Below are 12,593 nucleotides of genomic sequence, written 5' to 3' on the forward strand. Positions count from 1 at the left end.
CATCAGGCCGCGCTTGCGGCGGCGGCGCTTCTCGGCCGCGCAGGTCTGCACGAAGACGATCGCGGACGTGCCCTTGTACTCCCGGCACATCTTCATGACGTCCTGCAGTTCGTCGCGATGATATTTCTTCACGCCGGGGGCGATGGTGTCGGCCGGATACGCCTCGGGCGCCTCCGAGACCAGGTAAATCTCGCGGATGCCTTCGGCGTGGAGCTGGAAGGTGATCTGCTGCGGCGACAGATCGCCGTCATGGCGCTGGCCGCCCGTCATGGCGACGGCGTCGTTGTAGAGGATCTTGTAGGTGATGTTCGTCTTGGAGGCGACCGCCTGGCGGATGGCGAGAAGGCCCGAGTGAAAATAGGTGCCGTCGCCGAGATTGGCGAAGATGTGGTTCTCGTTGGTGAAGGGTGCGATGCCGACCCACGGCACGCCCTCGCCGCCCATATGCGTGAAGGTCTCCGTCGAACGGTCCATCCACAGCGCCATGAAATGGCAGCCGATCCCGGCGAGCGCGCGGCTGCCTTCGGGGACCTTGGTCGAGGTGTTGTGGGGACAGCCGGAGCAGAAATACGGGGTGCGGGACACCGGCGCCGTCGCCTGCATCTGCGTGGCCTGCCGGCCGTTGAACCAGTCGGCCTTGGCGCGGATCATCTCCGCGATCTCGGGATTGAGATTGAGCCGGAGAAGCCGCTCGGTCAGCGAGGTCGCAAGCGAGGCGACGCTCAGCTCCGCCGAGAAGGTCAGGAAGCGCTTGTCGTGCTCGTCCATCTTGCCGACGATGCGCGGGCGGACGTCGTCACGCCAGTTGAACAGCTCCTGCTTGACCTGGTTCTCGACGATCTCGCGGCGTTCCTCGACGATGAATATCTCCTCGAGGCCGACCGCGAACTGGCGCACGCCCTCCGGCTCCAGCGGCCAGGGCATTCCGATCTTGTAGAGGCGAAGGCCGATCTTGGCCGCGACCTGCTCGGTGATCCCGAGTTCGCGCAGCGCCTGCCGTACGTCCTCGTAGCTCTTGCCGGACGCCATGATGCCGAAGCGGGCGTTCGGCGAATCCATGGTGATGCGGTTGACCTTGTTGGCGCGCGCGAAGGCGATCGCGGCAAATCCCTTGTAGTCCTGCAGCCGGCGGTCCTGCTCGAAGCGGTCGTCGGGCCAGCGCAGATTCAGGCCGCCGGGCGGCAGCTCGAAATCGGTGGGGATGATGAAGGGCTTCATCTCGTCGGAAAGGTCGATCTCGGCGGTGGTTTCCACCGTCTCCGTGATCACCTTCATGCCGACCCAGCAGCCCGAATAGCGCGACATCGCGATGCCGAGCAGGCCCATCTCGATCATCTCGTGGATGCTCGAGGGATAGAGATACGGCATCAGCGCCGAGATGAAGGCATGGTCCGACTGATGCGGGACGGTCGAGGATTTGGCGCCGTGGTCGTCGCCGGCAAGGCACAGCACGCCGCCATTCTTGGCGGAGCCCGCGGCATTGCCGTGGCGGAACACGTCGCCGCAACGGTCGACGCCGGGGCCCTTGCCGTACCAGATGCCGACGACGCCGTCGTATTTGGCCCCGGGCGAGAGGTTGAGCTGCTGTGATCCCCAGACCGCGGTCGCCGCGAGGTCCTCGTTCACGCCGGGCTGGAATTTGATGTTGTACTGTTCGAGGTGCTTGCGGGCAGCGAACAGCTGCTGGTCGTAGCCGCCGAGCGGCGAACCGCGGTAGCCCGAGATGAAGCCCGCGGTGTTGAGGCCGTTGGCGCGGTCGCGGCGGATCTGGGCCATGGGCAGGCGCACGAGGGCCTGAATGCCCGTGGTGAAGACGTGTCCGCTTTCCTGCGTGTATTTCTGATCGAGACTGATCGGACCCTGGTTGATGCCCATTCTGTCCTCTTTCGCCCTTTGTGAGCGTTTGGCTGCCTAAGCCGTTGCCTGCCCGTTGTTTTTACCTAGGGCGCGCCGACCACCGATGCCACTCTATGTCGGATATTTAACGCTCCGCACCACAAATCTGGTCCCGGCGCGCCGGCGGGAAAAAAACGCAATTTCGTGCCCGGAAACGCGCCAGGCATTTTCAATTTATGTCACCATACCCCCGCCATCGCGAAATGACGTGACGCTCCTATAATCCGGTCAGACGGCGGTTGGTCGCAGGAGAAGACTTTCGATGCGGACGATTCTGGCGGGGCTGCTCTTGTGCACTGCGGTTGCGAGTGCCGCCATGGCCAGCGAACCCTCGCCGGAGTTGATCGCCTACGGCAAGACCCTGGTCGAGGCCGGCGACTGCGCCGGTTGCCACACGGCCGATCCGGCAAAGCCGTTCGCGGGCGGAAAGCGGATCGATACGCCGTTCGGCGCGATCTATTCGCCGAACCTGACGCCGGACCGCGAGACCGGCATCGGCCGCTGGAGCGATGCGGACTTCACCCGCGCCATACGATACGGCATCGCGCCGGACGGCTCGAACTATTACCCGGCCTTCCCCTACCCCTATTTCACGCGGATGACCAAGAACGATACGCTGGCGATCCGCGCCTATCTCGCGACACTCAGCCCCGTCGCCAACCGCAACAGGCCGCCGGACTTGCAATGGCCGTTCGGCTATCGCGGCCTGATGCGGGCCTGGAATTTCCTCTTCTTCAAACCCGGCCTGTTCGAGCCGGACCAGAGCAAGAGCGCCGAGTGGAACAGAGGCGGCTATCTGGTTTCCGGCCTCGGCCATTGCGGCGCCTGCCATACGCCGAAGAACTATTTCGGCGCGGACAAGGAGACGCTCGCGCTCTCCGGCAACGAGGTCGGCGGCTGGTTCGCGCCGCGACTCGACGGCGCGGCCCGCACCGGGCTGAAATCATGGAGCGTCGAGGACATCGCCGAATATCTGCAGAGCGGCCGCAATGCCCGGAGCCATGCCACCGGACCGATGGCCGAAGTGGTCGTCAACTCGACTTCGAAAATGAGCGATGCCGACGTACGCGCGATGGCGGTGTATCTGAACAGCCTGCCCTCGGTGCGGCGCGAAACGATCGTGACGCCGCCCGATGAGACCGAAATGGAGGCCGGAAAGGCGGTCTACACCAAGCTCTGCATCGCCTGCCATGAAGCGGACGGCTCCGGTGCCCCGCGCATCTATCCGCCGCTGCCCGCCAACGCCCTGCTGCAATCGATCAACCCATCCTCGACCTTGCGCATCATCCTCGACGGCGCCCACACGGTGACGACGCCGCGCGCCCCCAACACCGGCGAGATGCCGGGCTATGCCCAGCAATTGTCCAACGAGCAGGTCGCCGCGGTGACGAACTACATCCGCAATTCCTGGGGCAATGCGGGCCCGCTGGTGACACCGGCACAGGTCGCCAGGGCCAGGAAGGAGGAGCCGTAGTCGACGTGGTCTGCCAAGTCATCGCGGGTCAAGCCGCGAAGGACGGCGACTACTTCTCCTCGTCTCCCGTGAAGACGAATTTCGGCATCTCCCATTTATAGCGGACCGCGAGCAGGCGGAGGCTGATGCCGAACGCGAAGGTCAGGATCGTCCAGAGCTCCGCATTGAGCTTGAGGCCGAAGGCGGTGGCGTAGAACAGGCCGGTCACCACCGAAACGGTGGCATAGAGTTCGGACCGGAACAGCAACGGCACGTCGTTGCAGAGCACGTCGCGCAACACGCCGCCGGCGCAGCCCGTCACCATGCCCGACACGATGACGATCGGCAGCGAGGCATCCATCTGCCAGGCGACGTCGCAGCCGATCATGGTGAAGACGACGAGGCCGATGGCATCGAGCACGATGAAGGCCACCTTCAACCGATGCACGAGACGCGCGATCAGGATCGTGACGAAGGCCGCGCCGCCGCTCAGCACGAGGTAGGACGGGTTCGACACCCAGGCCAGCGGGTAGTGCCCGAGAAGGAGATCGCGCAGCGTGCCGCCGCCGAGCGCGGTGATGCTGCCGAGGAAGCAGACGCCAAGCCAGTCCATGCTGCGCCTTCCCGCGGCGAGCGCGGCCGTCATGCCCTGCGCGGCGACAGCGACCAGCGACAGGAAGTGCAACACGCTATCGGTCGGCGGCAGGCTCCACATCGTCTCGTCCCCTTTTGTCCGCGGCGGAACCTACGCCTTTACGGTTCCCCGACAAGCAGGTTCCCGATTCCCGCGGAGAGGAACATGCGACGAAAGCATAGGACACACGGAACAGAATCTCACATCCACGGGTTGTCCCGTCGCAATAACCGAGGAGACAAATCGATGGCTGACGACCGTTTTCCGAACGATCCGTATCGTCCGGGCCTCACCGACGACGAGTATCTTCGCGCGAGGCGCCAGGATGCCGACCTGCAGGTTGATCCCGAACTTGGCGAAGGCCCTGCCTCGAGTGGCAAGGTTGCGCTGTTCGCCGTAGCGATCGCCCTGGTGCTGGGCGCCGTGTTCTACGGACTCAACAATACCAGCACGACAAATCAGGCGAGCAACATGCCGACGACGCAGACCGCTCAGCAGACAGCGCCGGCCAATCCGGCAGCGCCTCCCGGTATGCGCGACGTGACGCCGCGCAACAACACTGAGCCGGGCGTGACGACGGGTGCTGCGCCGAGCAAGCCGGCCGCCCCGGACATGCCCGCTGCGAAGCCGGCGCCCGACACGCAGACGCCGTCTGACGGCGCGAAGTAAAGACGCGCAGTAACGATTTGCAACACGATGTGACAGCGGCGGGATCGAAAGGTCCCGCCGCTTGTCGTTTCGTCTAGCCGAACATCTTGTTGAGCTCGCCGCCGGGATAGCCGCTGCCGAGTTCGTTGAACGTCCCCTTCTCCGCCATCTCCTTCGCCGCGCGCATGAAGCCGCCCCACGCCGCGCGCGCGAGCGATCCGCCGACGCTGATGCGGCGCACGCCGAGATCCTCGGCCTCCTTCAACGACAGGCCGGAGCCGCCGATCAGGAGATTGAACGGCTTGGGATGAACCGCCTTCACCACCGCTGCGATGTCCTCGCGCGTCTTCATGCCCGGTGCATAGAGGCAGTCGGCGCCGGCCTCGGCATAAGCGGTGAGCCGGTCGATGACGAGCTTGAGGTCGTTCACGCCCCAGAGAAACGCCTCGCAGCGGCCGACCAGCAGCGTGTTGCTGTCGCCGATGGCCTTGCGCGAAGCCTTGATGCGCTCGACCGCAAGCGAGCGGTCGTAGATCGGCTTGTCCTTGTCGCCGGTGGAATCCTCGATCGAGAGGCCGGCGACGCCGGTGCGCACGCCGCGTTCGACATTTTCGGCGACCTTATCCGGCTCGACCGCGAAGCCGCCCTCGAAATCCGCATTCACGGGAATGTCGACGGACGAGCTGAGTGCTGCCAGATGCTGACAGACGTCCTCGACCGTGACGCGGTTGTCGGCCTTGCCGATGGTCCAGGCAAAGCCCGCGCTCGACGAGGCGATTGCCTTGAAACCGAGATGCTGCAACGCCTTGGCGCTGCCGATATCGACCGGATTGGGCAGGATGAAGCAGCCGCTCTCGTGCATCTTCCTGAACGTTGCGCGCTTGTCAGCAGTTGTCACATGCATGTTTCTCTCCCTGGTTGGCCGCGCAGACATAGGTGTGCGCCGTCGGACCCGCTAGTGCGCGTCGTGCACCGCGCGACTGTCCTTCGGCGCCTGCTCGCGGTCGGTCATGCCGTAGTCACGAACCACGCTGGCAATGCGCAGATGATAGTCGGCGAAGATCCGCGCCCTGCCCTTTGCCTGGGTGCGGCGATGCTCCATCGTGTTGCGCCAGGCCTGCACCGCCGTCTCGTCGCGCCAGAACGAGAGCGACAGGACCTTGCCCTTCTCCGTCAGGCTCTCGAAGCGCTCGACCGAGATGAACCCGTCGATGGTCTGCAGGATCGGCTTGAGATCGGCCGCGAGGTCGAAATAGTCCTGGCGATGCTCAGGCTTGGGCCAGACCTCGAAGATGACGGCGATCATGGAAGTCTCCTGCTGTTTGCGGCCTACGATACCACCTTGCGCAGGAACGTGCGCTCTTCCGCGAGGATGAACTTGTTGTCCTCTGCGAAATGGAAGTTCGCCATGCCCTCGGCGTCCTGCCGCAGCCGCGCGCGATAGGCCTCATAAGCCGCGAGGCTCTCGAATGAGACGAGCGCGAAGGCGATGTTGTTCGTGCCCTCATGCGGCATGAAATAGCCGATGAGGTCGCCGCCGCATTTCGGGATGATGGTAAGCCAGCGCTTTGAATACTCCTCAAACTGAACGCGCTTGAACGGGTCGAGCTGGTAGCGGATGAAGACGGTGACGGACATGATGGGCTCCTGTGTTTGACATCGCTTCATGCGAGCGCCGTGACGCTGCCGGCCCTTCGTCCCGACAGCGCGGAACGCGCGTCTCGAAGGATGAATTCCACCGATGGCCTCGCCCCTCGGACGCACGCAAGGGCACGCTCCTCAGGATGAGGATCGTTCGTTCGGGTCTGCCTCGCCGTTCGTTCGCAACGACGATGTCAGCGCACGCTACGCGCTTGCCCGGCCGCAATGCTTCGGCTACCATCGAAGCATGAAATCAGGCCCCGACATCGCCATGGTCGCATCGCTCGTCGGCGATCCCGCCCGTGCCAACATGCTCACCGCGCTGATGAACGGCCGCGCGCTCACCGCGAGCGAGCTTGCGCAGGAGGCCGGCATCACGCCGCAGACCGCAAGCTCGCATCTGGCGAAGCTGGAGGCCGGAGGGCTGGTCGAGCCGGAGAAGCAGGGCCGCCACCGCTACTATCGCCTCACCGACGACGACGTCGCCGGCGTGCTCGAAGGCCTCGCAGGCCTTGCCGCGCGCACCGGCCACATGCGCGTGCGCACCGGACCGAAGGATCCGGCGCTGCGGCGGGCGCGCATCTGCTACGACCACCTCGCCGGCGATCTCGGCGTGCAGATGCTCGACACCATGCGCGAACGGCAGCTCGTCAAGCAGAAGAAGCAGGACATCGAGCTGACGCCGGAGGGCGAGCGCTTCCTCGCCAAGCATCTGCAGATCTCCCCCGACATGCTCACCCATCCGCGCCGCCCCGTCTGCAAGGCCTGCCTCGACTGGAGCGAGCGGCGCCATCATCTCGCCGGCACGCTCGGTGCCGCCCTGATGCAGCGTTTCGCCGAATTGAAATGGGCCGCGCGCGACGCCACGCCGGGCAGCCGCGTGGTGAACTTCACCCGCACCGGCGAGAAACAGTTCGCGGCCCTGTTCGGAAACGGCAAGGACTGATCACGCCGGGCGCGTGAGATCGCACAATCGCGTGTGAATGACCGTTGTCGTCCCGGCCGGGCTTGACCCGCCCATGTACGGGTTTATCGCCATCGTCACCCTCGGGTCTGTCCGCAGGACCGGGGCCGGAAGCTCCAGGTGCGCGATCGCGCGCCATGGTTCGATGCTTCGCATCGCCCGGGAACGACGTTGTCAGCCGCGAGACTCGCATGAACCGCACCCTCCCCGCCGCATTCGCCGCCATCCTCCTCGCCGCGCCGCTTGCCCCCGCTTGTGCCGCCGAGACCGCGCCGCGCGAGCCCTATGGCATCGCGCTCGAAGGTCTCGCCTATCCCTACCCAGTGCATCTGCTGCCGCTGGTCAATGATGGCGAGCAGCTCAGCATGGCCTATATGGACGTGATGCCGGCACAGCCGAACGGCCGTACCGCCGTGCTGCTGCACGGACGCAATTTTCCGTCGAGCTATTGGGCTCCAGTAATTCGTATGCTGAGCGATGCCGGCTACCGGGTCGTCGTGCCGGACCAGATCGGCTTCGGCAAATCCTCCAAGCCGGCCGGCGAGCTGCATTTCGACACGCTGGCGCGCAACACCATAGCGCTGCTCGATCACCTCGGAATCGACAAGGCCGACGTCATCGCCCATTCGCTCGGCGGCATGCTCGGGGTACGCATCGCGCGGGCCTATCCGGATCGGGTCGCCCATCTCGTGCTGACCGCGCCGATCGGGCTCGAGGACTATCGGCTCTACGTGCCGCCGACACCGACCGAGAAAATCATCGAGACCGAGGACAAGCTCACCGCCGACGGCTACCGCAAGCAGCTCCAGACCAATTACGCGATCAAGCTGCCGCCGGATGCGATCACGCCGTTCATCGACGCCCGTTTCAACATCAAGGGCAGCCCCGACTATCCGCGCTGGCTGCGCGCCTTCGTCAGCTCCGGCCAGATGATCTACCGCGAACCGGTGGCGCATGAGATCCCGCTCATCACCGTGCCGACGCTGTTCATCATGGGTGCGGACGATCACAACGCGCCGGGACGGCCGAATGCTCCGGAAGCGCTGCGCGCGAGGATGGGGCAGAACGCCGACCTCGCGAAGGCCTTGGCCGCGAAGATGCCGAACGCGCGCGCCGAGGTGATCCCCGACACCGGCCACCTCGTCTTCCTCGAAGCGCCGGAGAAATATAACCAGCTGGTCCGGGACTTTCTCGGCCGCTAGCGTCATCCTGTCGTTTCAGGCCGCATGCGCAGAACGTTCATGCCGCATTCAGGTCATGATTGGCAGGTTTGGATCGCGCCGTGTCGATACGCCCGCGAATGAACGTGTCGAATTGTGTCTTGCTCCATTGTGCGCCGCAAGCGCCTTCCCCCAAGGACGAGAAGGAAGATCAAATGAAATATCTGTTCGCAGCCGTCATACTTGCCAGTGCAGTCGTCGGTTTCAGCGAGGCGGCCAGTGCCGCCGGCGGCTGCGGCCCTGGCTGGTATCGCGGTCCTTACGGCGGTTGCCGCCCGATGCGCGGTCCGGTCGTCGTGGCGCCCGGCCCGGTCGTGGTTGCCCCGGGCCCCGTCGTCGTCGCACCGCCCCCGCGCGTCTGCCCGTACGGGTTCCGCTGGTACGCCGGCCGCTGCCGGCCGGTCTGATCTTCCGCCCTTCCAAAATGGCCGCGCGGCTTTGGCCGGCGCGGCCATTTTTTTGTCGGGTAAGCCCGATCCGCAATCCGTCGATCCGGATCAGCAAAACGGGGACCGCGCCAGGCGCGGCCCCCGTTTGTCGTCGAGGGGGCAGCGAGAGTTACCAGCGCCGCCAGTGACGGTGATGCCAGCGACGCCGCCAGCGCCTGTGATGACGGTGATGCCAATGGCCGTGCCCATGCCACCGCACCTGCTCAGGCTTCAGCTGCGCAGCTTCCTCGCTGGTGGTGACGGCGGGATGAGCGTCCGGAGCGCCCTGCGGCAAGCGCGCGGCGTCTCCGGCCGACGGCGGCAACAACGGCGCGGCCTGTGCGGCGGTGGTGAACGCGGCCGCTCCAGCCGCGACACCGAATGCAAGTTTCAGAAAGTTCCGGCGCTCCATGACATTTCCTCTGGACTAGCGGGCAAGTGATGCGAAGAGGAGTGTCGGGCAGCCGATATGAACTGCGGCTGAATCGCGCGTTCACGTTCATTGCAAAGGCGACATGCCGCGCTATGTCTCGAACGCCTGCGCCAGCACCAGCGTTTCGCGCGAGCGCTTGACCTCCGGCCAGTCGCGATTGAAATCCGCGACGAGACGCTTCAGCGCCTCGCCCTTCAGCATCGCCGCGAGCGCGGCCTCGTCATCGAACTCATACATGGCCTGGTGCAGCGAAGGATCGTCGAGGCTCCAGAAGCGCCAGGCCTTGCTCACGCCGAACGCCTTCACCGCGTCGGGCAGATGCTCGGTCTCGTACCATGTGTCGAATGCCGCGCGCCTTGCGGCATCGGCAACGACGGCGCGGACGACGAAGAAGGCCGCGGGCATCGATGGTTCCCTCCTGTTGTTCGGCGCGAGACTAGCCCGTTACGGCGCCGGCGACAAAAAAGCCTTCTCCGGTGTCGGAACGGCTCCCCGCCGTTCGTCCTTGCAATGAACGACGACAAGGAGAGACCAGATGGCCAACCTCACGCTGACCACGTTCGACTGGGTTCCCGCGAAGCCACGCGGCTATGTGCGCGATCTTCGCGTGCGCTGGGCTCTGGAAGAGGCCGCATTGCCCTATCGCGTCGCGAGCGTGCCGTTCGGCCCGCGCGAGGCCGCCCATTTCGCGCACCAGCCGTTCGGCCAGGTGCCATGGCTGACCGACGGCGACCTCTCGATCTTCGAGAGCGGCGCCATCCTGCTGCATCTGGGCGAACTCAGCCCCAGGCTGATGCCGTCAGATCCGCACGGCCGGAGTGACACGACGGAGTGGGTGTTCGCCGCGCTCAATTCGGTGGAGATGGCCAGCCTGCCCTGGACCATGTCGAAGCTGATGGGCCATGCAACCGACACGCCGGCGTGGAAATTCGTCGACGATTTCCTCAAGCTTCGCCTCAAGCATCTCGAGCCGGTGCTCGCGGCGCGCGAATGGCTGGCCGGCCCCTTCTCCGTCGCCGACATCCTGATGTCGGACGTCCTGCGCATCGTCGATGACTATGACGGTCTGGCGGCCAGCCCGGCCTGCCGCGCCTACGTCGCGCGGGCGATAGGCCGCCCCGCATTCGCCAAAGCCCGCGCGGACCAGATCGCGCATTTCGCTGCGGCCGACAAGGCCCGCGGATCGTAACCGGCCGCCCATGACCAAACCGGCGCTGGCCCTACCCCAACGCAGATGCAGCAATCCTGCTTCACATATTCAATGGAGGGTGACCCATGGTCCGCATCGACTACCTGAAAAGCCAAGTCGCCCGCGCCGAGCGTCTGGCCAAGACCATCCTCGACCAGCAAACCGCACGGCAACTTCAGGCTTTCGCTGCCGAATGCCGGAGGGAATTGGAGATGCCGGCATCCAAGGCGACACGGCAGCGCGCCGCGGCGTAAGCTGATGCGCCCCACCCGCGCGCAGAAATTCGTGTATATTGACGCCGCGACTGGACCGTTTGAACTGTATCGATCGCGGCCGCTGCTTTTGAAACGCGTTTGACCTGCCGATTTCTCGAGGGGCGTACCTTGAACAGATTGCACCGATGGGCGCGCGCGCCGGGCTTGGCCGGATTTATTCTCGCGGTCTGCGGGCTGGCGGGACAACCGGCATACGCCGACGGCTCCGTATCGTCCCTGCGCATGGGTTACGGCGCCCCCAATGCCTACGCGTTCGCGCGGTTCCAGAACGTGATCCAGCAGTACAACGCCTCCGGCGAGCGCTTTCGCATCGACAGCCACTGCCAATCCGCCTGCACGATGTTCCTGTCGATCCGCAACGTCTGCGTCACGCCCGGCGCGACGTTGCTGTTTCACGCCGGCGGCTCCATGCAGACGGGAATCGTCAGTCCCGCGTACACGCAGCAAATGCTGAGCACCTATAACGACGCCCTGCGCAAATACGTCACCGACAACCATTTCATGGACACCTTCGCCTTTCATGCGATCTCGGGGCGCGACATCGTCAGCCGCTTCGGCTATCCCGCCTGCCGGTAGGCCCGAAGCCTTATCGGGTCATGGTTTCGCCCGCGCTGCGCGCCACAAGCGTGACCCGCCGCCCACAATTAACCCGCTGTTAGCCACGTGCTCACCACTGCCGGAACGAAGCAATTTGCTTCAAATTATTCCGGTCAGAGGTGACACATGGCCCGCATCGATTATCTCAAAGAGCAGGTTGCCCGCGCCGAGCGCCTGGCGAAGACCATCCTCGACCAGGACACCGTGGAACGGCTCCAGGCCTTCGCAGCCGAATGCCGCGCGGAACTGATGGTGCTGTCGCTGCGGGCCGCGGCCTGACGCGTGTGAACGCCGGGCGGCGGATCACACCAACTTCATCGGCGTGTCGGCGACCACGCGGAGATGGATGCCGCCGATCAGAGCCGAGCGGCGCGCCTCGGCGGCGCTGATCGCGGCATCGGTCTGCCGCAGCGTGCTGACGTTCGAGCCGAGCGAGACGATGCCGCCGAGCACCAGCGCGATCGATCCCAGCGCGGCGGTCTGGCCCGTTCCCAACAGGCCGAGGATCGTGATCAACAACAGCGCGGCGCCGCCGCCAATGGCGATCTTCGACGCCAGAATGAACTTCCGGCACCGCTCGGCGATTTCGGCCAGCGCTTCGATCCGATCCTCGATGTCGGAGATCTCGTCGGTCGGATCGTCTTCAGTCATCGGATCGGGGATGCCAATTCAGAAGAAATCAATAACCCGCTTCAGCGAAGCGGCATGCGGGATTTTAGCAAAGACCCGGATGCCGCCACGCTCGCCCCTCACAACGGCAAATTGTCGTGCTTCTTCGCCGGCGCTTCGACCTTCTTGTCCTTGAGCATCGCCAGCGCCCGCGCGATGCGCTTGCGCGTCGAATGGGGCATGATGACATCGTCGATGTAGCCGCGCTCGGCAGCGATGAACGGCGACAGGAACCGGTCCTCGTATTCCTTGGTGCGCGCGGCGATCTTGTCGGGATCGCCGATGTCGGAGCGGAAGATGATCTCCACCGCGCCCTTGGCGCCCATCACCGCGATCTGGGCGGTCGGCCAGGCGTAGTTCATGTCGGCGCCGATCTCCTTGGACGCCATGACGTCGAAGGCGCCGCCATAGGCCTTGCGGGTGATGATGGTGACGAGCGGCACGGTGCACTGCGAATAGGCGAACAGCAGCTTGGCGCCGTGCTTGATCAGGCCGCCATATTCCTGCGCGGTGCCCGGCAGGAAGCCCGGCACGTCGACGAAGGTG

The 12,593-nt window shown here is 65.0% G+C and carries 18 protein-coding genes; 9 read left to right on the top strand and 9 right to left on the bottom strand.

The window, feature by feature from the left end; translation table 11 throughout:
* On the bottom strand, positions 1–1,875 hold a 1,875-nt coding region (locus QM712_RS35095), incomplete at its 3' end, for an indolepyruvate ferredoxin oxidoreductase family protein (RefSeq protein WP_415027735.1).
* A 283-nt stretch (positions 1,876–2,158) separates the two neighbouring features.
* Here QM712_RS35095 and QM712_RS35100 point away from each other — a divergent pair.
* Positions 2,159–3,370, top strand: a complete 1,212-nt coding sequence (locus QM712_RS35100) for a cytochrome c (RefSeq protein WP_415027736.1) — start codon at positions 2,159–2,161, stop codon at positions 3,368–3,370.
* 49 nt (positions 3,371–3,419) lie between these two features.
* Here the strand turns inward: QM712_RS35100 and QM712_RS35105 are convergent, their stop codons facing one another.
* Positions 3,420–4,064, bottom strand: a complete 645-nt coding sequence (locus QM712_RS35105) for a trimeric intracellular cation channel family protein (protein ID WP_415027737.1) — start codon at positions 4,062–4,064, stop codon at positions 3,420–3,422.
* 165 nt (positions 4,065–4,229) lie between these two features.
* Between QM712_RS35105 and QM712_RS35110 the strand changes: the two genes are divergently transcribed.
* Entirely contained in the window at positions 4,230–4,652 is a 423-nt protein-coding gene (locus QM712_RS35110) for a hypothetical protein (RefSeq protein WP_415027738.1), read from the top strand.
* Positions 4,653–4,725: 73 nt separating this feature from the next.
* Here the strand turns inward: QM712_RS35110 and QM712_RS35115 are convergent, their stop codons facing one another.
* From QM712_RS35115 to QM712_RS35125, 3 genes are read right to left on the bottom strand one after another with little or no spacing between them, the layout of a single operon-like run.
* The gene (locus tag QM712_RS35115; RefSeq protein ID WP_415027739.1) at positions 4,726–5,535 is read right to left on the bottom strand and encodes an isocitrate lyase/PEP mutase family protein; all 810 of its coding nucleotides are present in this window, start codon (positions 5,533–5,535) and stop codon (positions 4,726–4,728) included.
* A gap of 51 nt (positions 5,536–5,586) precedes the next feature.
* A complete protein-coding gene (locus tag QM712_RS35120; RefSeq protein ID WP_415027740.1) occupies positions 5,587–5,937 on the bottom strand; it encodes an antibiotic biosynthesis monooxygenase family protein in 351 nt (116 codons plus the stop codon).
* Positions 5,938–5,960: 23 nt separating this feature from the next.
* Positions 5,961–6,269 carry an NIPSNAP family protein gene (locus QM712_RS35125; protein WP_415027741.1) on the bottom strand — a complete coding sequence of 103 codons (309 nt, stop codon included), beginning with the start codon at positions 6,267–6,269 and terminating at the stop codon, positions 5,961–5,963.
* Between the two features lie 250 nt (positions 6,270–6,519).
* On the opposite strand from QM712_RS35125, the gene QM712_RS35130 reads away from it, so the two are divergent.
* From QM712_RS35130 to QM712_RS35140, 3 genes are all read left to right on the top strand, one after another.
* Complete coding sequence (locus QM712_RS35130) at positions 6,520–7,218, top strand: metalloregulator ArsR/SmtB family transcription factor (protein ID WP_415027752.1); 699 nt, start codon at positions 6,520–6,522, stop codon at positions 7,216–7,218.
* Between the two features lie 209 nt (positions 7,219–7,427).
* The gene (locus tag QM712_RS35135) at positions 7,428–8,438 is read left to right on the top strand and encodes an alpha/beta fold hydrolase (RefSeq protein WP_415027742.1); all 1,011 of its coding nucleotides are present in this window, start codon (positions 7,428–7,430) and stop codon (positions 8,436–8,438) included.
* Between the two features lie 173 nt (positions 8,439–8,611).
* Positions 8,612–8,863, top strand: a complete 252-nt coding sequence (locus QM712_RS35140) for a GCG_CRPN prefix-to-repeats domain-containing protein (protein WP_415027743.1) — start codon at positions 8,612–8,614, stop codon at positions 8,861–8,863.
* A 151-nt stretch (positions 8,864–9,014) separates the two neighbouring features.
* Here the strand turns inward: QM712_RS35140 and QM712_RS35145 are convergent, their stop codons facing one another.
* Positions 9,015–9,296: a twin-arginine translocation signal domain-containing protein gene (locus QM712_RS35145; protein ID WP_415027744.1), complete on the bottom strand. Its 282-nt coding sequence runs from the start codon at positions 9,294–9,296 to the stop codon at positions 9,015–9,017.
* Between the two features lie 111 nt (positions 9,297–9,407).
* On the bottom strand, positions 9,408–9,722 hold the full coding sequence (locus QM712_RS35150; RefSeq protein WP_415027745.1) for a hypothetical protein: 315 nt from the start codon (positions 9,720–9,722) through the stop codon (positions 9,408–9,410).
* A 130-nt stretch (positions 9,723–9,852) separates the two neighbouring features.
* On the opposite strand from QM712_RS35150, the gene QM712_RS35155 reads away from it, so the two are divergent.
* From QM712_RS35155 to QM712_RS35170, 4 genes are all read left to right on the top strand, one after another.
* A complete protein-coding gene (locus tag QM712_RS35155) occupies positions 9,853–10,506 on the top strand; it encodes a glutathione S-transferase family protein (RefSeq protein WP_415027746.1) in 654 nt (217 codons plus the stop codon).
* An 86-nt stretch (positions 10,507–10,592) separates the two neighbouring features.
* Positions 10,593–10,760: a hypothetical protein gene (locus QM712_RS35160; protein ID WP_415027747.1), complete on the top strand. Its 168-nt coding sequence runs from the start codon at positions 10,593–10,595 to the stop codon at positions 10,758–10,760.
* 129 nt (positions 10,761–10,889) lie between these two features.
* Positions 10,890–11,357, top strand: a complete 468-nt coding sequence (locus QM712_RS35165; protein ID WP_415027748.1) for a hypothetical protein — start codon at positions 10,890–10,892, stop codon at positions 11,355–11,357.
* Between the two features lie 147 nt (positions 11,358–11,504).
* Positions 11,505–11,657, top strand: coding sequence for a hypothetical protein (locus QM712_RS35170; RefSeq protein ID WP_415027749.1), 153 nt, complete (start codon positions 11,505–11,507; stop codon positions 11,655–11,657).
* Between the two features lie 24 nt (positions 11,658–11,681).
* Here the strand turns inward: QM712_RS35170 and QM712_RS35175 are convergent, their stop codons facing one another.
* The gene (locus tag QM712_RS35175) at positions 11,682–12,029 is read right to left on the bottom strand and encodes a hypothetical protein (protein ID WP_415027750.1); all 348 of its coding nucleotides are present in this window, start codon (positions 12,027–12,029) and stop codon (positions 11,682–11,684) included.
* 98 nt (positions 12,030–12,127) lie between these two features.
* Positions 12,128–12,593, bottom strand: a 466-nt coding sequence (locus tag QM712_RS35180; protein ID WP_415027751.1) for a carboxyl transferase domain-containing protein, incomplete at its 5' end; no start/stop codon positions are given.

It is taken from the genome of Bradyrhizobium sp. (genome assembly GCF_047605465.1).
Taxonomy (GTDB): domain Bacteria; phylum Pseudomonadota; class Alphaproteobacteria; order Rhizobiales; family Xanthobacteraceae; genus Bradyrhizobium.